The organism is Stenotrophomonas sp. GW821-FHT01H02A (assembly GCF_059422145.1).
On record NZ_JBWKWI010000001.1, the window covers coordinates 471,818 to 496,314 of the forward strand.

Sequence of the window (24,497 nt, forward strand, 5' to 3'; positions counted from 1 at the left end):
ATACAGATGACCGCGAATCTGCGCTGACACGTCGGCGCGCGGTCTACGCCCAGCCGGACAGCACCAGCTTGCCGATCACGCCGCCGCCTTCCAGCCGCCGGTGTGCCTCGCGCAGGTTCGCTGCATTGATGATGCCCAGGTGCGTGTGCGCTGTGGTGCGCAGTTCACCGGCATCGATCAGGCTGGCGGCGCGGCCGAGGATGCAGTGCTGCTCGATCATGTCGTCGGTCTGGAAGCGCGAGCGCGCGAACATGAACTCCCAATGGATAGCGATGCACTTGGCCTTGTAAGGATCGCCGATGCGCAGCGGTCCGCGCGGTTCGACGATCAGGCCCACATGCCCCTGCGGTGCCAGCAGGTCACCCAGCGCCTCCCAGTACTGGTCGGTGTCGGCCAGGTTCAGCGCGACCTGCACCTGGGTGATGCCGAACGCCTGCAGCTGCCCAGCCAGCGGCTGGCGATGATCGATCACGTGGTCGGCGCCCATCCGCAGGCACCACGCACGACTTTCCTCGCGCGAGGCGGTGGCGATCACGGTGAAGCCTGCATGGCGTGCGAGCTGGATCGCCATCGAACCGACGCCGCCTGCACCGCCGATGATCAGCAGATGCTGGCCGCGATGGCGGCGGTCCTCGAACTGCAGTGGCATGCGCTGGAACAGCAGCTCCCAGGCGGTCAACGTGGTCAATGGCAGCGCCGCGGCCTCGGCGAAATCCAGCGTGGTGGGTTTGCGACCGACCAGCCGCTCGTCCACCCATTGATACTGCGCGTTGCAACCGGGGCGGGTGACGTCGCCCGCGTAATACACCTCATCCCCGGGCGCGAAGGCGGTGACCTCGGGGCCCACGGCTTCCACCATGCCCGCGGCGTCGTAACCCAGGATCCGCGGCGGATGCTCCTGCTGCGCGCGCGGCGCACGCTGTTTGGTATCCACGGGATTGACGGAAACAGCATGGATTCGCACCAGCAGGTCGCGACCCTGGGGCGTACCCGGTGTCGCAATATTCACGTCCTGCAGTGCGGCGGGGTCTTCAATCGGCAGATACTGGGTCAATCCCACGGCTTTCATGTCGGCTCCGGATCGGGGGAATCCTCCCCATCATACGGATCACGGCGTCGCTGTTTTTGCGCTGAATCAAGGCGCCATCGCGATTTGAACCCTAACGTGAAAAATGTGTCGCGACGTCGCCTGAATTAGGCAAAACCCTTGTCATTGTTGGGTCTTGCGGAATTTCATCAACCTGTATAGGGTGCCACCAGCTGGACCCGGTAGAGGTCTGGCGGTCGTCTTCACATGTTACGGGACTGTTAACATCACCTTCACTCGCCTGAGCATAATGTTCGCGGCGGTGGCGTGCTGAATCGGCAGTCTGAAAACGACGCAGTAGTGCTGGCCCATGCCTCTACCGGTTTCATACCCCCGAAATAGGAGCTGTACTCAATGAACAAGAAGATCCTCACTGCCGCGCTGCTGGGCGGTCTGGCTTTCGCCCAGGCTGCATCGGCGCAGGATTTTGACGACCGCTGGTACCTGACCGGTTCGGCCGGCTTCAACTTCCAGGATAGCGACCGTCTGACCAACGACGCTCCGTTCGTTACCCTGGGCCTCGGTAAGTTCATCAGCCCCAACTGGTCGCTGGACGGCGAGCTGAACTACCAGAACCCGAACTTCGACGCCAACCAGGATCTGAACTGGAGCCAGTACGGCGCCTCGCTCGACCTGCGTCGCCACTTCATCCAGGAAGGCCGCGGCTGGAACCCGTACCTGCTGTTCGGCCTGGGCTACCAGAAGTCGGAAGAAGAGTACGCAGCGCTGAACACCAACGGTCCGCGTGAGCGCAAGGACGGCAACTTCGCCGCCAAGCTCGGCGTCGGTCTGCAGACCACCTTCGAAAAGCGCGTCGCCGTGCGTGCCGAAGTGGCCTACCGCGCTGACTTCGACGACCAGAGCATTGCTGCTCCGAGCGAAGACTGGTTCGGCGACGTGCTGGCTTCGGTCGGTGTCGTGATCCCGCTGGGCCCGGCCCCGGTTGCTGCCGTGCCGGCTCCGGCTCCGGTTGCGCCGAGCTGCGCCGACCTGGATGACGACGGTGACGGCGTCAACAACTGCGACGACAAGTGCCCGAACTCGCAGCCGGGTCAGACCATCGGTCCGGACGGTTGCCCGGTCCCGGTGTCGATCGATCTGAAGGGCGTGAACTTCGACTTCGACAAGTCGAACCTGCGTCCGGACGCGGTTGCGATCCTGAGCGAAGCTTCGGAAATCCTGAAGCGTTACCCGGATCTGCGCGTTGAAGTGGCCGGTCACACCGATTCCAAGGGTACCGACGCTTACAACCAGAAGCTGTCCGAGCGTCGTGCCACCTCGGTGTACAACTACCTGACCCAGAACGGCGTTGACGCTTCGCGTCTGGTCGGTCCGATCGGTTACGGCGAGAGCCGCCCGATTGCGCCGAACACCAACCCGGATGGTTCGGATAACCCGGAAGGTCGCGCCAAGAACCGTCGTACCGAGCTGAACGTCCAGAACTAATCCTTCTGGCAGTACAGTCTCAGAAGCAGGGCCCGGCATTGCCGGGCCCTGTTTTTTTTTGCCCCTGCGGCGAGCTGGATACAGGAAATCAACAATAAATCCAACAAGTTGCCGTATTCATTGAAGGTGGCGCTTGAAAGACGTTGTGGCGCTGTTAAACTCGCCGCGTCGACCCCTTCCTGGATGCATCCCATGCAGCGTTTTGCACTGGCCGCCGCGCTTGGCCTGGCCCTGGTTCCCACCGCCCACGCTGCCGTGGACTGTTCGGCACCTGTCAGCGCATCACCGCTGCCGCTGCCGGCTACCGCGATCGCACCGGTAGCCGAAGAGCTGTACATCCGCAACGTGCAGCTGGGCATGCCCGCTGGCGTGCTGACCTCCAACTTCGACCAGGAACAGTCGCTGGACCGCGTGCTGCAGCGCCTGCGCATCGACGGCTGCCAGAACATCGCCAAGGCGATCCCCAGCGCACCGGTGATCAACCCGAATGATCCGGCCGCCTACAAGCCGCAGACCGAGTTCGACAACACGCCGTGGCGCTTTGACATGAGCCAGAACGGCAAGCGCATGACCGCCGAAGAATTCGACGCCTGGATGAAGGCGCGCGGTGTGCGCGTGGTCAAGGCGCGTCCGGCGCCGGCGGCCGTGCCGGCCGCCACCACCGACGCACCGGCTGAGACCAAGCCGGCGGACAAGAAGTAAGCCGCCTGAGCGAGCACGATGACGACACGCCGGCCCCCCGCCGCGAACGCGTCCCGACCACGCCGCCCCGAGCGGCGTGCGAGCCCCGCAACAGGCAACCGCAGCACCGCCTCCAGCAGCACCCCGACCGCACCGCGCCATGGCCTGGCGCGGGTACTGTCCAAAGCCGGGCTGTGCTCGCGTACCGAAGCCGCGCGCTGGATCGCCGACGGCCGGGTCACGGTCGACGGCCGTGTCATCAACAACCCCGAATTTCCGATCATCGACGGGCGCCATCACGTGCGCGTCGATGGCCAGCCGCTGGATGCCCCCAAGCGCGTGTATCTGCTGCTCAACAAGCCGCGCGGGCTGGTCACCACCGCGCAGGACGAGCGCGGCCGCGACACCGTCTACCGCTGCTTCGACGATGCCGGTCTGCCGTGGATCGCGCCGGTCGGGCGCCTGGACAAGGCCAGCGAAGGCCTGCTGCTGTTCAGCAATGATCCGCAGTGGGCCGCGCGCCTGACCGATCCGGCCACCGGCCCGGACAAGACCTATCACGTCCAGATCGATGCGATTCCCGACGCCGCGCAGTTGCAGGCGTTGTGCGCAGGGATCGAGGACGAAGGGGAATGGTTGCGCGCGCGACGCGCCACGCTGCTGCGCAGTGGCGACAAGACGGCCTGGCTGGAAGTGGTGCTGGAGGAAGGCCGCAACCGGCATATCCGCCGCCTGCTGGCCGCCTTCGACATCACCGTGCTGCGCCTGGTGCGCGTGGCGATCGGCCAGCTGCCGCTGGGCGAACTGGGTAAGGGCGCCTGGCGCGAGCTCAGTCAACACGATCTGGATCTGCTTCATGCCGCGGCCGACAGCGCCGCGGCCACACCGTGACCTCGTGGCCTGCCGGCATGTGGCAGGCCATTCGACCCGGGCAATGGATGGCCTTCGAAGGGATGTTCCGTTCAATACCGGGAGTAAGACCATGCACGTCAGTACCCTCAACCGTTCCCTGTTCCGTGGCGCCTGCCTGCTGTTGCCGGCCGCGTTGCTGACCGCCTGCGGCGGCCACAAGCAGATCGCCAAGCAGGATCCGCCGGTGACCGACAAGGTCGTGGAGGTCAAGGTTCCCGAGCTGGATGGCCGCGGCAGCTACCGCTTCCTGATGAGCGATGGTGACAAGCGCATGAGCGCCGACGAGTTCGATGCCTGGATGAAGGCCAACGGCATCCGCGTGGCCAAGGGCAACGGCCAGGATGGGCCGGTCGCCGCACCGGTGGTGGTGGCCAGCAAGGAACAGGCCAAGGACAAGAAGAAAAAGAAGAAGTAACCCCGCCGCGCGCGTCGCACCGACGGTAGAGCCGACCGTTGGTCGGCTGGGGCACGCAAGGCGTGCCCCCGTGTCGGATGTTGATGACCCACATCTACGGTGGATGACCTGCGACGGAGGGCAGCCGACCAACGGTCGGCTCTACCCCATGACGCGCGGGTGCGGCGCTAGCGCCGTTTGGCACTCAGCCCTTGATCACGCCCAGCTCCACACCGATGCGGGTGAACGCATCGATGGCGCGGTCCAGGTGCGCACGCGTGTGCGCGGCGCTGATCTGGGTGCGGATGCGGGCCTGGCCCTTGGGCACCACCGGGAAGAAAAAGCCGATCGCGTAGATGCCTTCTTCCAGCAGGCGCTCGGCGAACTTCTGCGCCAGCGGCGCGTCGTACAGCATCACCGGGCTGATCGGGTGCACGCCCGGCTTCACGTCGAAGCCGGCCGCGGTCATCTTTTCGCGGAAGTAGGCGGTGTTCTCGGCCAGCGTGCTGCGCAGGTCGTCGGCGGCGGCCAGCATTTCGAAGGCCTTGATGCCGGCGGCGACCACGTGCGGCGGCAGCGAGTTGGAGAACAGGTACGGGCGCGAACGCTGGCGCAGCAGTTCGATCACCTCGGCGCTGGCGCAGGTGAACCCCCCCAGTGCGCCGCCCATGGCCTTGCCCAGGGTGCCGGTGATGATGTCGATCTTCTCCAGCACGCCCTTGACCTCGGCCGAGCCGCGGCCGGTCGCACCGAGGAAGCCGGTGGCATGGCATTCGTCGATGTGCACCAGCGCGTTGTACTTCTTCGCCAGCGCGGTGATCTCATCCAGCGGGGCGATGAACCCGTCCATCGAGAACACACCGTCGGTGGTGATCAGCTTGGTCCTGCAGCCAGCCGCATCGGCGGCCTGCAGCTGGGCTTCCAGGTCGGCCATGTCGCAGTTGGCGTAGCGGAAGCGCTTGGCCTTGCACAGGCGCACGCCGTCGATGATCGAGGCATGGTTGAGCGCATCGGAAATGATCGCGTCGTGCTCGCCCAGCAGCGGCTCGAACAGGCCGCCGTTCGCATCGAAGCAGGCCGCGTACAGGATGGTGTCCTGCTTGCCGAAGAAGCCGGCGATCTGCTTTTCCAGTTGCTTGTGCAGGTCCTGGGTGCCGCAGATGAAGCGCACCGAGGCCATGCCGAAGCCGTGGGTATCCAACGCATCCTTGGCCGCCTGGATCAGGTCCGGATGGTCGGCCAGGCCCAGGTAGTTGTTGGCGCAGAAGTTCAGCACGGTGCGGCCGTCGTCCAGGGTGATCTCGGCCGACTGCGGGCTGGTGATGATGCGTTCGGACTTGAACAGGCCCTGGGCGCGGATCGCCTCCAGTTCTTCAACGTAATGCTGGGTCAGCGAGGCGGTGGTGGCGTCGGTCATGGCAGGCAATCTTCGGCACGGGAAACCCGGGATTTTACCTGTCACGGGCAGCTGCCGGGTTGCACCGCCGGGTGATCCGGGCGGGGCAGGGCCGGGGACGGTTGCAGACGTGATTGTTGCATCGCAATATCAATCAGGTTAAAAAACTGTAAACCGCGCCGTTCCGCCCACCCCCACGTCTGGAGAGACCCCGCATGAACCACGCCACGCGCTGTACCGCCGCCGTTGTGCTCTGCGCCGCCCTGCTCGCCCCGTTTGCCGCCAGTGCCCAGGACGAGGCCGCCTCTCCCTTCAGCTGGAACGTCACCGGTGTGTCGGATTATGTGTTCCGTGGCGTCTCGCAGACCGACGAGGACCCGACGATCCAGGCCGGTTTCACCTACACCTCGCCGGTCGGCCTGTACGCCGGTGTCTGGGGCTCGGGCGTGGACTTCGGTGATGGCGGCCCGGATGCCGAGGTCGATTACCTGATCGGCTACGCCTTCGACGTGAGCGACAGCGTCAATCTGGACCTGCTGCTCAACCGCTACACCTACCCGGGGTCCAGCGAGCTGGCCTACAACGAGTTCATCACCAAGACCACGTTCGCCAAGCAGTACAGCCTGACCGTGACCTACACCAACGACGTGTTCAATTCGGGCACCGATGCGTGGTACTACGCCGTGGGTGGCGAGTGGGCGCTGCCGCAGGAGTTCACGCTGAGCGCCAACGTCGGCCGCAGCACCTTCGAAGAAGGCATCTCCAAGGATTACACCGACTGGAACGTCGGCGTCAGCCGCCAGTTCGGCCTGTTCAACCTGGGCCTGGGCTACTACGGCACCGACGGCAATGGCCGTGACAACTCCGGCAAGCTGGCCGACAGCCGTGTGGTGTTCACCGTAGCCGTCGGCAATTAGCCGGCCACTGGCCGGCGCCCGACACCGCCGGCCACCTCGCGAAAAAAAAGGCGCCCGGATGGGCGCCTTTTCACTGTTGGCCTCACACCGGAACCCCTGCTGGAGAACAGCCCCCTGTCGTTCAAGGGGGCGCGCCAACGGCGCGGGGACAAGGTGGAATGGACGATTGATCATCTGTGCCGAAGGCACAGGAGATCAATTCCAGCTCAACACCACCTTGCCGGCCTTGCCCTGTTCCATCAGATCGAAGCCCTTCTGGAACTCATCGATCGGCAGCTGGTGGGTCATCACCTTGCCGAGCGGGAAGCCGGACAGCACCAGCTGGGTCATCTTGTACCAGGTCTCGTACATCTTGCGGCCGTAGATGCCCTGCACGGTCAGGCCCTTGAAGATGATCTTGTCCCAATCGCAGCCAGCGCCCTTGGGCATAATGCCGAGCATGGCGATCTTGCCGCCGTGGTACATGCAGTCGAGCATGTCGTTGAACGCGCGCGGGTTGCCGCTCATTTCCAGGCCCACGTCGAAGCCCTCCATGTGCAGCTCCTTCATCACGTCCTTGAGCGAGGTGTTGGACACGTTGACCACGCGGGTGGCACCCATGTCGGCGGCCAGCTTCAGGCGGAAATCGTTGACGTCGGTAACGACCACGTTGCGTGCACCGATGTGCTTGCAGATGCCCGCGGCGATGATGCCGATCGGGCCGGCGCCGGTGATCAGCACGTCCTCGCCGATCACGTTGAACTCCAGCGCGCAGTGCGCCGCATTGCCGTACGGATCGAAGAAGGCGGCCAGCTCGGACGGGATCTGGTCGGGGATCGGCCACAGGTTGCTGGCCGGCATCACCATGTACTCGGCGAAGGCGCCGTTGACGTTCACGCCGATGCCCACGGTGTTCGGGCACAGGTGCTGGCGGCCGCCGCGGCAGTTGCGGCAATGGCCGCAGACGATGTGGCCTTCGGCCGAGACGCGCTGGCCGATCTCATAGCCGGTCACGCCCGGGCCGATCTCGGCGATGCGGCCGACGAACTCGTGGCCGATGGTCAGGCCCGGCTTGATCGTGCGCTGGCTCCACTCGTCCCACAGGTAAATGTGCAGGTCGGTACCGCAGATGGCGGTCTTTTCCAGCTTGATCAGGACCTGGTTCGGGCCGGGGGTGGGGACCGGAACCTCTTCCAGCCAGATGCCCTTGGCGGCTTCGCGTTTGACCAGGGCCTTCATTGTTTGCTGCGCCATCGGGGTGGAACTCGTCTGGGGGAAAACGCGGATTATAGAGCCGCTGGCGGTTTTCCCATGTTGCAGCGCGGGTGGTTTGGCGGCCGCCCTGTCCGGCATGACTTCCGGGCATCGGGCCGGGGCAGGGGCGTGGGCTACACTCGGCGGTTCTTTCACCAGGGGCTGCTCTATGCGCTCGAACCTGCTCGCTTTCTCCGTCGTCGCCAGCCTTGGGCTGGTCCAGGTCGCCCATGCCGCTGAAGGCATGTGGGTGCCGCAGCAGCTGCCGGAAATCGCCGGCCCGCTCAAGCAGGCCGGCCTGAAGCTGTCCCCGGAGCAGATCTCCAACCTGACCGGCGACCCGATGGGCGCGGTGGTGGCACTGGGCGGCTGCACCGCCAGCTTCGTTTCCCCGCAGGGCCTGGTGGTCACCAACCACCACTGCGCCTACGGTGCGATCCAGCTGAACTCGACCGCCGAGAAGAACCTGATCAAGGACGGCTTCAACGCCCCGACCTTGAAGGACGAGCTGAGCGCCGGCCCGAACGCCCGCGTGTTCGTGCTGGACCAGATCACCGACGTGACCGACCAGGCCAAGGCCGCGATCGCCGCCGCCGGCAAGAACCCGTTGGCCCGTACCCGCGCGCTGGACGCCTTCGACAAGGCCCAGACCGCGGCCTGTGAAGCCGATGCCGGCTTCCGCTGCCGCCTGTACAGCTTCTCCGGCGGCAACACCTACCGCCTGTTCCGCAACATGGAAATCAAGGACGTGCGCCTGGTGTACGCGCCCCCGGGCAGCGTCGGTAAATTCGGTGGCGACATCGACAACTGGATGTGGCCACGCCACACCGGCGATTTCTCGTTCTACCGCGCCTACGTGGGCAAGGACGGCAAGCCGGCCGCCTTCTCGGCCGACAACGTGCCCTACCAGCCCAAGCACTTCCTGAAGTTCGCCGACCAGCCCTTGGGCGCCGACGACTTCGTGATGGTGGCTGGCTACCCGGGCCGCACCAACCGCTACGCGCTGGCCGGCGAGTTCAATGAAACCGCCAGCTGGACCTACCCGACCATCGCGCGCCACTACAACGCGGTGCTGAAGATGATCGACGAGGCCGGCAAGGCCGACCCGGACGTCAAGGTGAAGTACGCCGCCACCGCGGCCAGCATGAACAACGTGGCCAAGAACTACGCCGGCCAGCTGGAAGGTTTCAAGCGCATCGACGCGGCCGGCCAGAAGCAGGCCGAGGAAGCCGCCGTGCTGGCCTGGCTGAAGCAGCGCGGTGCTGCCGGCAAGCCGGCCCTGGCTGCGCATGCGCAGCTGGTCCAGCACCTGGACACGAGCAAGGCCACGCGTGAGCGCGATCTGTTCGTCAGCCAGTTCAACAGCACCTCGGCGGTGGGTTCGGCAATCACCCTGTACCGCCTGTCGATCGAACGCAGCAAGGCCGATGCCGAGCGTGAAGTCGGCTATCAGGAGCGCGATCTGCCCTCGATCGAAGGCGGCCTGAAGCAGATGGACCGCCGTTACGTGCCGCGCATGGACCAGCAGCTGCAGACCTACTGGCTGAGCCAGTACGTGGCCCTGCCGGCCGCGCAGCGCAGCAACGAGGTGCTCAACCAGTGGCTGGCGGGCAGCGATGCGGCGGCCGTGCAGGCTCTGGTGGGCAAGCTTTCGGCCACCAGGCTGGGCAGCCTGGACGAGCGCCTGAAGTGGTTCAAGGCCGACCGCGCCGCCTTCGAAGCCAGCACCGATCCGGCGATCCAGTACGCGGTGGCGGTGATGCCGGCGCTGCTGCAGCAGGAAGAACAGAAGAAGACCCGCGAAGGCGAGTCGCTGGTGTCGCGCCCGCTGTACCTGCAGGCCGTGGCCGACTACAAGAAGAGCAAGGGCGAGTTCGTCTATCCGGACGCCAACCTGTCGTTGCGCATCACCTTCGGCAACGTCATGGGTTATGGCAAGGACGGCGTGAACTACACCCCGTTCACTACGCTGGAAGGCGTGGCCGCGAAGGAAACCGGCGAGGATCCGTTCGATTCGCCCAAGGCGCTGCTGGATGCGGTCAAGGCCAAGCGCTACGGCGGTCTGGAAGACAAGCGCATCGGCTCGGTGCCGGTGAACTTCCTGTCCAACCTGGACATCACCGGCGGCAACTCCGGCTCGCCGGTGCTGGATGCCAACGGCAAGCTGGTCGGCCTGGCCTTCGATGGCAACTGGGAATCGGTCAGTTCGAACTGGGTGTTCGATCCGGTGATGACCCGCATGATCGCGGTCGACAGCCGCTACATGCAGTGGATCATGCAGGAAGTGGCGCCGGCGCCGCAGCTGCTGAAGGAACTGAACCTCAGCAAGTAAGCCGACACGTCGGTATCGATAACCCCGCAGCGAATTTTTCCCCGTGGGAGCGCGCCGGGCAGGGCTGGGCGAGACGCGCCGTGAACCCATCCATGGGGGCTCGTTCGACCGCATCCATGCGGTCGAACGGTCCCGCCCAGCCCTACCCGGCGCGCTCTGGACAGATGCCCATTGCGGACGGAAAGGCGAAGGCACAGCGCTTGCTCTTTGTGTCCCCGTCACCGAAGGAAACCTGGGTGGATGAGGCAGAGTTGCCTCTGGACACACCGTTGTACGCACGGGAAAAAGCAGCGGCACTGCATTTGCCCTCGTGTCCGCGTCAGCGATGGAAACCTTGGTGGATGAGGCCGGGCAGCCTCTGGCAGGACCGTTCGACGGCATGGATGCCGTCGTACGAGCCCCCAGGGATGGGTTCACGGCGCGTCCTGCCAGAGGCTGCCCGGCCTCATCCGGCGCGGACCAGTCAGGCGCCAGGCTGTACGAGCCATCCGTCCGCAGGTCAGCAAGCACGCAAACAACGAAGCGCAAGGCGCCGCACAGCTTCGCCGCCGCGACCGGGTATGATCCCTGTTCGGCGTGGTTTCACAGAATGTGAACGAAACGCCGGACCCTCCTCCCCCAAGGAACCCTTGTCCGCATGCGCATCCTGCTTGCCCGTCACGGCGAAACGCCGTGGAATGCCGAAGGCCGCTACCAAGGCCAGATCGATATCCCGTTGTCGCCGATCGGCGAAGCCCAGGCCAAGGCATTGGGGGAACGCCTCAACTCCGTCGATATCACCCGCGCCGTCGCCTCGCCGCTGGTGCGCGCCCAGCGCACCGCCCAGCTCGCCCTTGGCGCCGCGCGTGCCCCGATGCTGCTGACCGAGCCGGACCTGCAGGAAATCGCCCACGGCGAATGGGAAGGCCTGCTCGCCAGCGAGATCCACGAGAAAGATCCCTCCCGCCTGCGCGCCTGGCGCGAAGAGCCGGACACCGTGCTGATGCCCGGCGGCGAATCGCTGCGCCTGGTGCTCGAGCGCAGCTGGCGTGGCCTGGCCCGCGCCGCTGAGGGGCTGGGCGAGCACGACACCCTGCTGGTGGTCGCCCACGACGCCGTCAACCGCGTGATCCTGTGCCGCATCCTCGGCCTGCCGATCTCGCGCCTGTGGACCTTCCGCCAGGCACCGACCACGCTCAACCTGCTCGAAGGCCCTGACCTGGACCAGCTCGAACTGGTCCGCCTCAACGACTGTGCCCACCACACCCCGTTCTTCGGCGAAGCCAAGCACCGCGCGCTGTAACGCACTGCGTCCCATCCTGCCGTCCGCCCCAACGATCCCGATCCAACGACCATGACCACCACCGCCCGCCCGCAGACCCTTTCCGACTGGCTCAGCTACATCGAGCAGCAGCACCCCGCCACCATCGACATGGGGCTGGACCGGGTGCGCACCGTGGCGCAGGCGATGGGGCTGGGTGCACCGGCCGAGCGCAGCATCGTCGTCGGGGGGACCAACGGCAAGGGCTCCACCATTGCCTTCATCGAGGCGATCGCACGCGCTGCGGGCTGGAAGGTCGGCGCGTACACCTCGCCGCACCTGTTGCGCTACAACGAGCGCGTGCGCATCGATGGCCAGGACGCCAGCGATGAGGCGCTCATGGCCGCCTTCAACGCCATCGAGGACGCGCGTGGCGACACCACGCTGACCTATTTCGAATACGGCACCCTGGCCGCCCTGCAGCTGTTCGCGCAGGCCGGCCTGGATCTGGCCGTGCTGGAAGTCGGCCTCGGCGGGCGCCTGGACGCGGTCAACATCGTCGACGGCGACGTCGCGGTGATCACCACCGTCGACATCGATCACAGCGACTGGCTGGGCGAGGACCGCGAAGCGATCGGCACCGAGAAGGCCGGCATCATCCGGGGCTGGAAGCCGGTCATCTTGGGCGAAATCGATCCACCCTCGAGCGTGCTTGCGCGCGCCTATCTGCTCGGCGCCAACGCCATCCGCGGCGGCAGCGATTTCTTCGCCGATGCCATCGATGGCGAACGCTGGCGCTGGCGCGATGTCGGCTTCCGTCTTGAACTGCCACACCCGGCCCTGCGCGGCCCGATCCAGCGCGCCAATGCCGCCACCGCGATCGCCGCCCTGCGTGCCCTGGATCGTCCGCTGCCGCGCACCGCGTTCATCGAAGGCGTCGCCGCCGCACGCATCCGTGGCCGCCTGCAGGCGTTCGACCGCGCGGGCGTGGAAGTGCTGGTCGATGTCGGCCACAACCCGCAGGCCGCGCGCGAGCTGGGCTCCGCACTCAAGGCCAGTCCCGTCACCGGCAGCACCATCGCCGTGTTCGCCGCGCTGCAGGACAAGGATGCCGTCGGGGTGGTCGAGGCGTTGGCCGACCAGGTCCAGCAGTGGCATCTGGCCGGCCTGGCCGGTGCCCGCGCGCAGAGCGCGGACGCACTGCGCGCGCGCCTGGCTGGGACGGCTGCGGCCGATGCTGCGCCGCACGCTACCGTCGGGGACGCTCTGCAGCACGTGCTGGAGCACGCCAAGGCCGGCGATCGGGTGCTGGTGTTCGGCTCCTTCCACACCGCCGCCGAGGCACTGCAGGTCCTGGATCCCAGCGCCTGAGGGCGCTTTGCGGTGCCGTTCAGCCGCATCAGCCGCCGCACACGCGCGCACCCGTATAATCGCCGTGGCATTCCGCCGCGCCGCCTGCCTGCCTTCACGTGGATACTCCTCTGAAACAGCGACTGATTGGTGCCATCGTCCTGGTGGCGTTGGCCGTGATTTTCCTGCCCATGCTGGTCAAGGGTCCCGCACCTGACAGTGGTGTCGCCAACGTGCCGATCAGTGCACCGGCCGCGCCATCCGATGGCCAGTTCGAAACCCGCGAACTGCCGCTGGTCGCACCGACCGGTGGCGCCACCGGCCTGCAGAGCGGCGCATCGACCACCCAGCCGCTGGCCGACAGCGCTGCCGTCGCCGCCGATCCGGCCCCGGCCGATACCTCGCCGGCCGTCGCCGCCGGCAACTACGCCGTGAGCTTTGGCGCCTACGCCAGCGAAGCCGATGCCGACCGCGTCATCGCCTCGTTGAAGAGCGCCCAGTTGGCGGGCTTCCGCGAGCCGGCCACGATCAACGGCCGCCAGGCCTGGCGCGTGCGCGTCGGCCCCTACGCCGATCGTGCGCTCGCCGAAGCCGGCCGCCTGCAGGCGGTGAAGGTGCGCAACGACGTCAAGGCCGAGGTGATCACCCTGGATGCCCGCGCCGATACCGCGGTTGCCGCCACCCCGGCTGCCACGGCACCAACGCCCTCGGCTGCACCGGCGGCCTCCAGTGCTGCCGCGGCGGCGTCGGGCAACACGGTGAAAACCGAATCGCTGCCGGCCGAACCGGTTGCGGCGGCCAAGCCGGAACCGAAGCTGGCCGCGCCGAAGCCCGAGCCCAAGCCGGCACCGGCCCCCAAGCCCGATACCGCCGCCACTGCGCCCGTGACCGCCCCGGCCGCGCCGGCCGCCAGCAGCGTCGGCTTCGCCGTGCAGCTGGGGGCTTTCGGCCAGGCGGCCGAAGCCAATGCGCTGCGCGACAAGGTCCGCGCCGCCGGCTTCAGTGCCTTCGTGGAGCAGGTCCGTACCGACAAGGGCACCCTCAACCGGGTCCGCGTCGGGCCGGTCGCCAACCGCGCCGATGCCGAGAACCTCAAGGCCCAGGTCGCCGCAAAGGTCGGTGTGGCCGGCATGGTCCGCCCGCATCCCTGATGCCTGAGCTGCGCCGCCCCGCACCCGCTGGACGGCGCCTGCCGCGCGCGCGCGGCCTGCCGGCATGATCGACATCGTCCTGCTGGTCCTGATCGCCGCCTCGGTCCTGCTGGGCCTGATGCGCGGCTTCGTTGGCATCGTGGTCGGCACGCTGTCCTGGCTGCTGGCCGGCTGGGCCGCGTTCCTGTTCGGCAACGATGCGGCGCACTGGTGGGCCGCACCTCTGGAACCGGGCACCGGTCACTACGTTGCCGGCTACCTGGGCGTGTTCCTGATCGTGATGATCGCGGTGGGCCTGATCGGCATGCTGATCAAGGCCGCCGTGAAGGTCACCTGCCTGACCGGTGCCGACCGCCTGCTGGGCGGCGCGCTGGGTCTGGTCCGCGGGGCCTTCCTGGGCTGCGTGCTGCTGATGCTGGCCGCCTTCACGCCGTTGCCGCAGGAGCCGGCCTGGCAGACCTCGCAGGTGCGGCCGCTGCTGCAGCCCGGCGTGCGCTGGATGCAGGCGCAGCTGCCCGAGATGGCGCTGCCGGAGGTGAATCTGCCGCAACTGCCGGCGATGGATTTGGGCAAGCCGCTCGCGACAGGCGATAATGGCGTGCTTGGCGAGGTAGTGGCAGGGCGCGGATGGCCGCGTCCCGTTGACGAGGGGAGGGAGACGGCACCTGCCGACGCTGCGGCGCGCGGGCCGGCTTCCACACTGCCAGTCAATATCGAGCCGCCGCATCCGCGTCCGGACGACACCGCTCCGGCACGGAACGGTACCCCCGGCCAGGCACGGCCACCTTCACTGTAGATGGGCGCAGCCCAGCGGAGAACTCGCACCATGTGTGGCATCGTCGGAATCGTCGGCAACCAGAACGTCGCCGGGCAGTTGTATGACGGCCTGACCGTCCTCCAGCATCGTGGCCAGGACGCGGCCGGCATCGCCACCGCCGATGGCACCCGCCTGCGCGTGCAGAAGGCCAATGGCCTGGTGCGTGATGTGTTCGATGCCAAGCGCATGTCCACGCTGGAAGGCCGCGTCGGCATCGCGCACGTGCGCTATCCCACCGCCGGTTCGGAAGGCATGGACGAGGCGCAGCCGTTCTACGTGAACTCGCCGTACGGCATCGCGCTGGCCCATAACGGCAACCTGATCAATACCGAGGCGCTGCGCCAGCAGGTATTCGAGCAGGACCGCCGCAACGTCAACACCGACTCGGACAGCGAGGTGCTGCTGAACGTGTTCGCCTTCGAACTGGACGCGCAGCGTCAGCTGACCCCGGAAGCGGCGATCCGCGCCGTGGCCGCCGTGCACCGCCGGGTCAAGGGTGGCTATGCGGTGATCAGCGTGGTGCTGGGCCTGGGCCTGGTCGCCTTCCGCGATCCGCACGGCATCCGTCCGCTGGTGCTGGGCAAGCGCGCCCACGCCGAAGGCGATGAATACATCGTGGCCTCCGAATCGGCCGCACTGGACGTGCTCGGCTTCCAGCGCGTGCGCGATGTGCGCCCGGGTGAAGCACTGGTCATCACCGCGCGCGGCGAGCTGTTCTCCGAAGTCTGCGCCGAGCCGGTCGAGCACAGCCCGTGCATCTTCGAGTACGTGTACTTCGCCCGCCCGGATTCGATGATCGACAACGTTTCGGTGCACAAGGCGCGCATGCGCATGGGCATCAAGCTGGGCGAGAAGATCCTGCGCCTGCGCCCGGACCATGACATCGACACCATCATCCCGATCCCGGATACCTCGCGCGATGCCGCGCTGGAGATCTCCAACACGCTCGGCGTGAAGTACCGCGAAGGCTTCATCAAGAACCGCTACATCGGCCGCACCTTCATCATGCCGGGCCAGGGTGAGCGGGTGAAGTCGGTGCGCCGCAAGCTCAACCCGATCCACCTGGAGTTCCACAACCGCGTGGTGCTGCTGGTGGACGACTCGATCGTGCGCGGCACCACCAGCCAGCAGATCGTGCAGATGGCGCGCGACGCCGGCGCCCGCAAGGTCTACCTGGCCAGCGCCGCGCCGCCGGTGCGCTACCCGAACATCTACGGCATCGACATGCCGGCGGCCGAAGAGCTGGTCGCGCACAGCCGCAGCATCGAAGAAATCGAGAAGCACCTGGGCTGCGACTGGCTGATCTACCAGGACATCGAGGACATGGAAGCAGCGGTGAGCGAAGGCAACCCGGAGCTGAAGTCGTTCGATTCCTCGTGCTTCAACGGCGTCTATCCGACCGGAATCGAGCCGGGCTATTTCGAGCGCATCCAGCAGTTGCGTTCGGACGATGCCAAGCACAAGCGTCGTGCCTGAGGGCAGGGCATGAGTGATGTGCTGGACAGCGCGGCCGGCGATCTGCTGCAGGCCGCGCAGCAGTGCCTGGCCGAGCCGGATCCACTGCGCAAGGTCGCGTTGACCCAGCACTACGCCGTACAGTTCCGCGCCGGTCGCCTCAAGGCACCGGCCGATGCGCCGGCGCCGGACCCGATCCGGATGCCGGGTCGCCCCGCCAGGCCGACCCTGGTCCACCCGCGCGATCTGCCGCGGCGTGGCCTCGGCAGCGTGGAGGGGCGCGCCGCCTTCGTGCACGCCATCGCGCATATCGAACTCAATGCGATCGACCTGGCCTGGGATGCGGTGTACCGCTTCCGTGGTCTGCCCACGTCGTTCCATGCCGACTGGGTCAGCGTGGCCGATGACGAATCGCGCCACTTCATGCTGCTGCACGATCGGCTGCAGGCCAACGGCTACGCCTACGGCGATTTCGACGCGCACAACGGCCTGTGGGAAATGTGCGAGAAGACCGCGCATGACGGTCTCGCCCGCATGGCGCTGGTGCCGCGCGTGCTGGAAGCGCGCGGGCTGGATGTCACCCCCGGCATGATCGTGAAGCTGCGTGCCGGCGGCGACCATGCCACCGCCGATGTGCTGGAGATCATCCTGCGCGAGGAAGTGGCGCACGTGGCGGCCGGTTCGCGCTGGTACCGCTGGTACTGCACGCGCGAGAACGTCGAGCCACGCCCGCGTTTCATGGCCCTGCTGAAGGAATACGCCGGCGGCTTCCTCTATGGGCCGTTCAATCTGGAAGCGCGGCTGCTGGCCGGATTCGACGAAGAAGAACTGGCCGAGCTGATCGAACAGACCGAGCTGCGCGGTCAGGTGTTGGCCAGCACCACGCGCTGACCGCTTTCGGTCGGTCGATTGACGTAGAACAGGCCGGGTCCCGGCCGATACGGCAGTTCCCGCGTGCCTTCATCGGCGGCGTAGCGCAGCGCGGTATCCCCCAGCGCATCGAAGTTCCAATGTGCCGACTGCATCAGGTAGCGCTGGCGCAGGGTGAGCTCCTGCGCGGTGTCCAGCGGCAGCCCTGCCAGCAACCGCGCTGCGATCGGTTGCAGCTCCATGGGCAGCGCCAGCGCAGGCAGCTGCTCGGGCGAGGTCGTCCACGCCACACCCGCCGCCGTGGCACGCTGGTGCAGCAGCCGCAACGCGATGAACTGATAGCGGGCATCGATCTCGCGGCGCAGGACGACCGCCGCGTACCCACGCAGGGTGAGTTGCGGCACGACGCTGCGGCTGCCGGCGACCCGCTGCGGCTGCCACTGGTGCCAGACATCGACCCAGATCGCCTCGTCGCCCAGGCCAAGTGCGCGCTGCCAGCGGCGGCACCTCGCCTGCCGCCAGTCCGGTGCCACGCAGCAGCTGGCCCTGCGGGCGGCTCAGCAGCTTGGGCCCTTCGATGCGCTGGTCGTAGCCGCCGCCGACGTTGGCATGCACCCCTGGCAGGGCGATCTCTTCATGTTCGGGAGCCACGCTGGTCAGCGCGAAATGCTCGCGGTGCTCATCCCGGTGCTGGCGGCCGATCGCCACCACGGTATCGAGCAGCCCGACGAAGCGCACCGGGCGCATGGCGGTTTGAAATTCCGGCGCCAACGCCCAGCCGGAGCGCACCAGTTGTTCGCGCAGCCATGCGCTGCCGCCGGGTGCGTTGAGCACGTTCACCGCGTCGCGCGCACTGGCCGCGCCACGCGAGTAGCCGAACAGATCCAGCTGCACGCTGCCCAGCATCCGGCCAGGCTGCGCGCGGGCGAGCTGGCGCAGCGCCTCGGGCAGCAGCTGCTCCAGCGCCCGGCGACGTTTGGCGCGCACACCGGTGCGGCCGATCCCGAAGGCCAGCCCCAACAGATCATCTTCCTCGCCGGCGCGCGTGCCCACGCCTTCGATGTAGATCGACACCGCGAGGGCGTCACCCGCGGGCGGCCTCTGCCGGTGGTCCGGGTACAGTGCATGCAGCCGGGCGATGTTGGTCAGGCCGTTGCTGTAGCTGCTGGTCAAGCGGCTCTGGTACGGAGAGGCATCGTCGGCGACCACCGCGGGTGGCCGCGGTGCGGGCGTGGTGGCGCCGGGCGGGCGCGAGGCGCGTTGCAGGTTGTCGGCGTTGTTGCGGGTGCCGTCGAAGAACAGGCCGATGTGCAGCGACACCGTCGGCACCGTTGTCGGTTGGGTAGCTGCCACCGCCATATCGTCCCTGTTCCCCGAGGATGCCCGGGTAAGGTAGCGCGGAACCGGAGTGCCGGAACAGCGCCGCAGGCAGGGCTGCCGGCGTCAGCTCGCCAGCGAATCCAGCGTCCAGCCGTCGGGGGTGACGCGCAGCACCGAGCCCTGCTCGTACCAGTCGCCCAGCACGATGCGCGTGCACGCCTTGCCGCCGGCCTGCAGGGTGTGGAGGGCAGGGCGGTGGGTATGGCCATGGATCAGAGTGTCCACGCCGTAGCGGGCGAAGGTGGCCTCCACTTCCGCCGGTGCGACATCGGTGACCGTCTCGAACTGGGCGTGGTCACCCTGCTTCATTTCCGACTGACGCGCCTGGCTGGCATCGCGCGCCTTCTGTGCGAAGGCGATGCGCGCGGCCAGCGGCTGCGACAGGAACTGTGCCTGGAACACCGGGTCGCGGGTCTGCGCGCGGAACTGCTGGTAGGCGACGTCGTCGGTGCACAGCAGGTCGCCGTGCTGCAGCAGCACCGGGCGGCCGTACAGATCGATGACGCTGGGATCGGGCAGGATCGTGAATCCGGCGCGGCGCGCGTAGTCCTCGCCGACCAGGAAGTCGCGGTTGCCGCGGATGAAGTACACCGGCACGCCGGCATCGGCCACGGCATGCAGCGCGACCGCGACCGCATCGGCGGCCGGGGAGGGCGTGTCATCGCCGATCCAGGCTTCGAACAGATCGCCCAGGATGTACAGGGCATCGGCCTGCATCGCTTCATCGCGCAGGAACGCCAGGAACAGGTCGGTGATGGCTGGACGACTCGGGTCCAGGTGCAGATCGGAGATGAACAGCGTGGTCATGCCCGCATTGTAAAACGCAGGTGCGCGCTGCGCGTGTACCCGCTGCTCAGACCGGCAACGGCAGCCATTGCAGACTGGCGGCGGCCAGCAGGACGGCGATCCCGGTCGCGGCCAGTACATCGCTGGGGTAGTGCAGCCCCAGCACCACCCGCGACAGGCCGATCAGGAGGGTGAAGGGCACCAGTACCGGCGCCAGCCACGGGTAGTAGGCCAGCGCCACGATCGTGAAGGAGACCGCGTGCAGCGTGTGCCCGGACGGGAAGCTGAACTCGTCCAGCGGCGCGACCCAGGCCCGGATGCGCAGATCGGCGGCATAGGGCCGCGGGCGTCGCGTCCAGCGCTTGAGGCCCTTGTACAGCAGCAAGGCCATCAAGCCGGTGGCGGCCATGTGCAGCGAGGCACGCAGGCCGTCGAAGCCGTCCAGCAGCACCAGCGCGGCCATCAGTGCATACCAGAACGCACCATCACCCAAGCGGCTGATCACTGCGAAGGCATGCCGGATCCGGCGGTGCCGGCAGTAGTGGTTGGCGCGTCGGCACCAGCGGGTTTCGCGGCCGCGCAGGGCATCAAGCGGCGTGGTCGGCATGTGGCCTCCGGGCCTGGGCCAGTTCGGCGAGCAGGGCATCGAACTCGGCGACCACGTGCTGCGGATGCAGCCGCTTCATCGCGGTGGCGGCGTTGCGGCCCAGGCGGTGCCGCAGTGCATCGTCGCCGGCCAGCTGTATCGCCGCGGTCACGAACTCGCCGTCGTCATTCACGGCCATGCCGTTGTCATCCGTGCGCAGGTACTCGCGGGCGGCACCATAGTCGAAGGCGACCGTGGCCAGGCCGCTGGCCATGGCTTCCAGCGTCACGTTGCCGAAGGTCTCGCTGCGGCTGGGAAACAGGAACAGATCGCCGCTGGCGAAATGCCGGGCGAGCGCATCGCCGCGCTGCACGCCGCAGAAGATGAAGTCCGGATTGTCGTGGGCGAGCCTGGCACGCGCGGGGCCATCGCCGACGAACACGAAGCGTGCCTTCGGCCGCACCTGCTGCAGGCGGCGGAAGGCTTTGACCGCCAGCCCGAGGTTCTTTTCCGGCGCGATGCGGCCGACATAGATCGCCGCGAAGCCATTGCCGTCGATGCCCCATTCCTCGCGCAGGGCGGGGTCGCGCCGCTCGGGTTCGAACTGGCTGCTGTCCACCGCGCGCGCCAGCAGGCGGACCCGGTCGAACCCCTGTTCGCCGAGGAACTGCTGCAGTTCCTGGGTCGGCACCAGGGTCGCATCGGCCTGGTTGTGGAAGCGCCGCATCCAGCGCAGCGCGGCCGCCTGCAGCCAGGCCACGCCGTAGTCGGGCAGGTATTCATCGAAACGGGTGTGGAAGCCGGTGGCGACCGGAATGCCGAGACGCCGCGCGGTGCGCAGTGCCGACCAGCCCAACGGGCCTTCGGTAGCGATGTAGACCGCATCCGGACGCTGCTGCTGCCACTGCCGGCTCAAGCGGGAGGGCGCGGGCAGGCCGAAGCGCAGGCCCGGGTAGCGCGGCAGGTTGGCGCCGGTGACCAGGAGGATGCCTTCGGCGGCGTCCACATCGGACGGCTGCCGGGGCCGGACCAGATCGACCTGGTGGCCGGCGGCACGCAGGCCCAGTTCCAGGCCCTGCACGGTCAGGGCGACGCCGTTGACTTCCGGGGGATAGGTTTCGGTGACGATGGCATAGCGCATGGCGGGCCTCCGGTATGCCACGCATGCTGGGGCTGGGCGATGTAGCCGACATGACCGCCGGATGACGCCTGGATGACGTCTGCGCCGGACAGAAAAAAGCCACGGCCCCGAAGGGCCGTGGCGGTCAAACAGGGTTACCCGGCGGCGATCAGAAGCGCTGCTGGTACTTCATGTACATGAAACGACCGATGTCATAGCCGCCGTAGTACGAGAAGGCCGAGTTCGGCTTGCTGTACATGATCGGGCCTTCCTTGCCGAACACGTTGTTGGCACCGACCGAAACGGTGGCATCCCACGGCAGCTTGTAGCGGACCTGCACGTCGTGGAAGGTAACCGAGCCGCGCTCGTTGTAGTTGCGCGAGCCCTTGTACCACGGTGCGAACACGCCCGGATCCGAGCATTCGTCCGGATACTTGGAGATGTCGACGCACTGTTCCTTCACGCCGGAGTAGTAGCGCGCGGTCCAGCTGACGCCGAAGTTCTCCAGATCCCAGCCCAGCACCAGGTTGGAACGGATGCGGAAGCCGCTGCCGATGCCGTTGGTCGGGGTCGGAACCACCTTGGTGTCGTTGGTCGAACGGTAGATGTTCTCGCTGACGTAGGTGGTGGCCCAGCCGGCGTTGAACTTGCCGTAGTCGGTATCCAGACGGTAGCTGACGTCCAGGTCGTAACCTTCGGTCTGCAGGAAGCCGGCGTTGCGGTTGCCGAACTGCAGATCGGTGACGATGCCGGTGGCCGGGTCGCGGCTGAAGCGGGTGCAACGCGAATCAATGCCCTGCTCGTAGCAGTCGATCAGGATCTGCGTCGGCGTGTCGGCGATGATGGTGTTGTCGATGCGGATCTTCCACCAGTCCAACGACACATTGAAGTTGTTGATGAAGGTGGGGCTCCACACCACGCCCAGGGTCTTGCTGGTCGAGGTTTCCGGGGTCAGCAACGGGTTGGAGCCGTTGGTGAACGGCACCGGAGTGGCGTCCGTGGCCGTGGCGACCGGCTGGTTGCCCTGGCGCAGCTGGCGGAAGGTGTCGGCGTTGGCGATATCACGTGCACAGCGCGCGCGCACTTCGGCGCTGGTCTTGGAGGCACCGAACTGGGTATCGCAGGGATCGCTGAACTGCGCGAAGGTCTGCGAACCACCACCGTACAGATCGTTGATCGTCGGCGCGCGGAAACCTTCCGCCCAGGTACCACGGACCAGCAGCTGGTCGATCGGCTTCCACTTGAAGCCGAACTTGCTGTTGAGCGTGTTGCCGAAGGTGTCGTAGTCGGAGAAACGCGTAGCGGCGTTGAAGCTCAGCTCACGGGCACCCGCCAGGTCGGCCAGCACCGGCACGTTGATTTCCAGATAGGCTTCGTTGACCTGGTAGTCGCCACCGGTCGGGCCTGCGGCCAGGTTGGTGGTGGCACCGGTCTGGGCCAGCGGGTCCGGGATGTACTCGCCGATTTCCTTGCGGCTTTCCAGGCCGAACGCAAAGCCCAGATCACCGGCCGGCAGCGTCATGATGCTGCCCGCGATGTTGGCGAAGAAGTTCTTGCTGGTGGTCTTGCCGGTGGTGTGCTCCGGCGGGAACAGCCATTCCAGCAGCGCGGCATTGCCGTCCAGGCCGTTCGGATCGATGGTGCCGTACGGGACCAGCGGGTTCCACGGCATGCAGTTGGCGACCGGGGCGCCCGGACGACCGCATTCGACCTTGCCGGTGGCGGCATTGTAGAAGGACGGGCCGACGGCGGCGGCGACACGACCCTTGTGCAGGTTGCCGGTGGCGACCGATTCAAGTTCGTTGCGGTTGTACTGGTAGCCCACTTCCCAGTCGAAGTAGCGCTCGCCGATGTCGAAGGAACCATCGAACGATGCCACCGCGCGGTAGGTCTTCAGCTCGCTGGTGGTCACGCGCGGCACTTCCCAGGTGCGACGGTTCCACGCGATGGCGGTCGGCGTGGCGTAACCGTGCTGGTTGCCGAACGGGTTGAAGTAGCTGTCGATCGACATCGCACCGACACCGGCGGTGCTGGACTGCAGCGGGTAACCCGCGATCTGGCGATCGGAGGTGCGCTTGTTGTAGCCCAGTTCGGTGCGGAAGTTGACGTTGTCGGTGATCTTGAAGCGGCCGTCGAAGTACACCGAATCACGCTTGATCGGGTAGCTGACGTGCATCTGGTCATTGGCGTTGCTGACGTCGCCGGTGAAGCCGGTCGGATCGGTCAGGTGGTAGTTCGCCGGATTGGTCGGATCGGCACCGCGGTTCAACGAGTAGTTGCACCCGGCGACGATGTTCGTGCAGCCCGGGCCGCCCTTCAGGCCGGTGAACTGGCCGTACTGGCTGATCGTGGACCAGTTGGTCAGGTTGTCGGCGTGGCGGTCGGTCAGGCCGTAGGCGCTGAAGCCACGGTCCTTGGCCCACACGGACTTTTCTTCGGCGTGCTCGGCCGACAGCGTCAGCGAGATGCGGTCATTGCTCCAGCCGGTGACCACGTCGAAGCGATCGCGCGCGCCGTCGCCTTCACTGTACTGGCCGTGGTAGACGTTGGCGGTCACGCCGCTGACATTGCTGCGGGTGATGATGTTGACCACGCCGGCCATGGCATCGGAGCCATAGATCGCCGAAGCGCCATCCTTCAGCACTTCGATACGCTCGACCGCCGAGACCGGCAGGGTGGAGACGTCCTGGTAACCGGAGGTGCTGATGCCCAAGCGCTTGCCGTTGACCAGCACCAGCGTGCGCTGGGTGCCCAGGTTGCGCATGTCGATGTAGGTGCCGCCGGCGTTCTCGCCCGCGGTCAGCGCATTGGCACGGCTGATCGTCGGGCTGCCCATCGCAGTGACGTTCTGCAGGATGTCGGCAACCGAGCTGAAGCCCTGCTGCTCGATGTCGTTGCGGGTGATGGCGAAGACCGGCTGGGCGGTTTCAACGTCGACCTGGCGGATGCGCGAGCCGGTGATCTCGATCCGGTCCAAGGTGGTCGGCGCACTGTCCTGTGCCATGACGGGGGCGGCGGCCAGACCGGCCAGACCGCCTACCAGGGCAACGCGAATCGCCTGCCCCAGCACGTTGATGCGTGAAGTCATAAAGCTCTCTCTCTCGTTCAGAACTGCATCAAAAAGAGTCGACAGACGCGATAGGCGCCGCCTCCCCAAAAGCCGATCCTGTGAAGACCGGTGACCCGATCATAGCTTCAGCTGTTAATGGTTTGTAAAGAGATTGAGAGGTTCTTCTAACGCAAAAATAACCAGCGAGACGAAATGTGAGAAAAAGCAACAGGTTGCCGCGCATTCGTTCAGGTTCGGACCGGCGCTTGTTGTGCGGTGCAGCAAATGCGGCGCT

The 24,497-nt window shown here is 66.7% G+C and carries 20 protein-coding genes; 12 read left to right on the forward strand and 8 right to left on the reverse strand.

The window, feature by feature from the left end; genetic code table 11:
- Positions 1-43: 43 nt before the first annotated feature.
- Complete coding sequence (locus AC07WC_RS02210) at positions 44-1,069, reverse strand: zinc-binding alcohol dehydrogenase family protein (protein WP_495208565.1); 1,026 nt, start codon at positions 1,067-1,069, stop codon at positions 44-46.
- Between the two features lie 372 nt (positions 1,070-1,441).
- On the opposite strand from AC07WC_RS02210, the gene AC07WC_RS02215 reads away from it, so the two are divergent.
- From AC07WC_RS02215 to AC07WC_RS02230, 4 genes are all read left to right on the forward strand, one after another.
- Complete coding sequence (locus tag AC07WC_RS02215; protein ID WP_088435197.1) at positions 1,442-2,533, forward strand: OmpA family protein; 1,092 nt, start codon at positions 1,442-1,444, stop codon at positions 2,531-2,533.
- Between the two features lie 192 nt (positions 2,534-2,725).
- Positions 2,726-3,235: a hypothetical protein gene (locus tag AC07WC_RS02220; protein WP_495208566.1), complete on the forward strand. Its 510-nt coding sequence runs from the start codon at positions 2,726-2,728 to the stop codon at positions 3,233-3,235.
- A gap of 18 nt (positions 3,236-3,253) precedes the next feature.
- Positions 3,254-4,105: a pseudouridine synthase gene (locus tag AC07WC_RS02225; protein WP_495208567.1), complete on the forward strand. Its 852-nt coding sequence runs from the start codon at positions 3,254-3,256 to the stop codon at positions 4,103-4,105.
- Positions 4,106-4,196: 91 nt separating this feature from the next.
- The gene (locus AC07WC_RS02230; RefSeq protein WP_495208568.1) at positions 4,197-4,541 is read left to right on the forward strand and encodes a hypothetical protein; all 345 of its coding nucleotides are present in this window, start codon (positions 4,197-4,199) and stop codon (positions 4,539-4,541) included.
- Between the two features lie 184 nt (positions 4,542-4,725).
- Here AC07WC_RS02230 and kbl read toward each other — a convergent pair whose 3' ends face one another.
- Positions 4,726-5,937: a glycine C-acetyltransferase gene (gene kbl, locus AC07WC_RS02235; protein WP_495208569.1), complete on the reverse strand. Its 1,212-nt coding sequence runs from the start codon at positions 5,935-5,937 to the stop codon at positions 4,726-4,728.
- A gap of 194 nt (positions 5,938-6,131) precedes the next feature.
- Here kbl and AC07WC_RS02240 point away from each other — a divergent pair, with 194 nt between their 5' ends.
- Entirely contained in the window at positions 6,132-6,833 is a 702-nt protein-coding gene (locus AC07WC_RS02240; RefSeq protein WP_495208570.1) for a TorF family putative porin, read from the forward strand.
- 195 nt (positions 6,834-7,028) lie between these two features.
- On the opposite strand, the gene tdh is transcribed toward AC07WC_RS02240, so the two are convergent.
- The gene (gene tdh, locus AC07WC_RS02245) at positions 7,029-8,051 is read right to left on the reverse strand and encodes an L-threonine 3-dehydrogenase (protein WP_026070190.1); all 1,023 of its coding nucleotides are present in this window, start codon (positions 8,049-8,051) and stop codon (positions 7,029-7,031) included.
- Positions 8,052-8,235: 184 nt separating this feature from the next.
- Between tdh and AC07WC_RS02250 the strand changes: the two genes are divergently transcribed.
- From AC07WC_RS02250 to AC07WC_RS02280, 7 genes are all read left to right on the forward strand, one after another.
- Positions 8,236-10,398: a S46 family peptidase gene (locus AC07WC_RS02250; protein ID WP_495208571.1), complete on the forward strand. Its 2,163-nt coding sequence runs from the start codon at positions 8,236-8,238 to the stop codon at positions 10,396-10,398.
- Between the two features lie 637 nt (positions 10,399-11,035).
- Complete coding sequence (locus tag AC07WC_RS02255; protein WP_495208572.1) at positions 11,036-11,680, forward strand: histidine phosphatase family protein; 645 nt, start codon at positions 11,036-11,038, stop codon at positions 11,678-11,680.
- A 51-nt stretch (positions 11,681-11,731) separates the two neighbouring features.
- Positions 11,732-13,009, forward strand: coding sequence for a bifunctional tetrahydrofolate synthase/dihydrofolate synthase (folC, locus tag AC07WC_RS02260; protein ID WP_495208573.1), 1,278 nt, complete (start codon positions 11,732-11,734; stop codon positions 13,007-13,009).
- A gap of 98 nt (positions 13,010-13,107) precedes the next feature.
- Positions 13,108-14,139, forward strand: a complete 1,032-nt coding sequence (locus AC07WC_RS02265) for an SPOR domain-containing protein (RefSeq protein WP_495208574.1) — start codon at positions 13,108-13,110, stop codon at positions 14,137-14,139.
- A 64-nt stretch (positions 14,140-14,203) separates the two neighbouring features.
- Positions 14,204-14,935 carry a CvpA family protein gene (locus AC07WC_RS02270; RefSeq protein ID WP_495208575.1) on the forward strand — a complete coding sequence of 244 codons (732 nt, stop codon included), beginning with the start codon at positions 14,204-14,206 and terminating at the stop codon, positions 14,933-14,935.
- 30 nt (positions 14,936-14,965) lie between these two features.
- A complete protein-coding gene (gene purF / locus AC07WC_RS02275; protein ID WP_495208576.1) occupies positions 14,966-16,432 on the forward strand; it encodes an amidophosphoribosyltransferase in 1,467 nt (488 codons plus the stop codon).
- 9 nt (positions 16,433-16,441) lie between these two features.
- Positions 16,442-17,302, forward strand: coding sequence for a ferritin-like domain-containing protein (locus AC07WC_RS02280; RefSeq protein WP_495208577.1), 861 nt, complete (start codon positions 16,442-16,444; stop codon positions 17,300-17,302).
- Here the strand turns inward: AC07WC_RS02280 and AC07WC_RS02285 are convergent.
- The 5 genes from AC07WC_RS02285 to AC07WC_RS02305 form a co-directional block, all read right to left on the reverse strand.
- On the reverse strand, positions 17,275-17,814 hold the full coding sequence (locus AC07WC_RS02285) for a hypothetical protein (RefSeq protein ID WP_495208578.1): 540 nt from the start codon (positions 17,812-17,814) through the stop codon (positions 17,275-17,277). The genes AC07WC_RS02280 and AC07WC_RS02285 overlap by 28 nt on opposite strands.
- A 910-nt stretch (positions 17,815-18,724) precedes the next feature.
- Complete coding sequence (gene lpxH / locus AC07WC_RS02290) at positions 18,725-19,468, reverse strand: UDP-2,3-diacylglucosamine diphosphatase (RefSeq protein WP_495208579.1); 744 nt, start codon at positions 19,466-19,468, stop codon at positions 18,725-18,727.
- 46 nt (positions 19,469-19,514) lie between these two features.
- Positions 19,515-20,054, reverse strand: coding sequence for a phosphatase PAP2 family protein (locus AC07WC_RS02295; protein ID WP_495208580.1), 540 nt, complete (start codon positions 20,052-20,054; stop codon positions 19,515-19,517).
- On the reverse strand, positions 20,035-21,174 hold the full coding sequence (locus AC07WC_RS02300) for a glycosyltransferase family 4 protein (RefSeq protein ID WP_495208581.1): 1,140 nt from the start codon (positions 21,172-21,174) through the stop codon (positions 20,035-20,037). The genes AC07WC_RS02295 and AC07WC_RS02300 overlap by 20 nt, the downstream gene beginning before the upstream one ends.
- Positions 21,175-21,322: 148 nt before the next feature.
- Complete coding sequence (locus tag AC07WC_RS02305; protein WP_495208582.1) at positions 21,323-24,241, reverse strand: TonB-dependent receptor domain-containing protein; 2,919 nt, start codon at positions 24,239-24,241, stop codon at positions 21,323-21,325.
- Positions 24,242-24,497 lie beyond the last annotated feature (256 nt).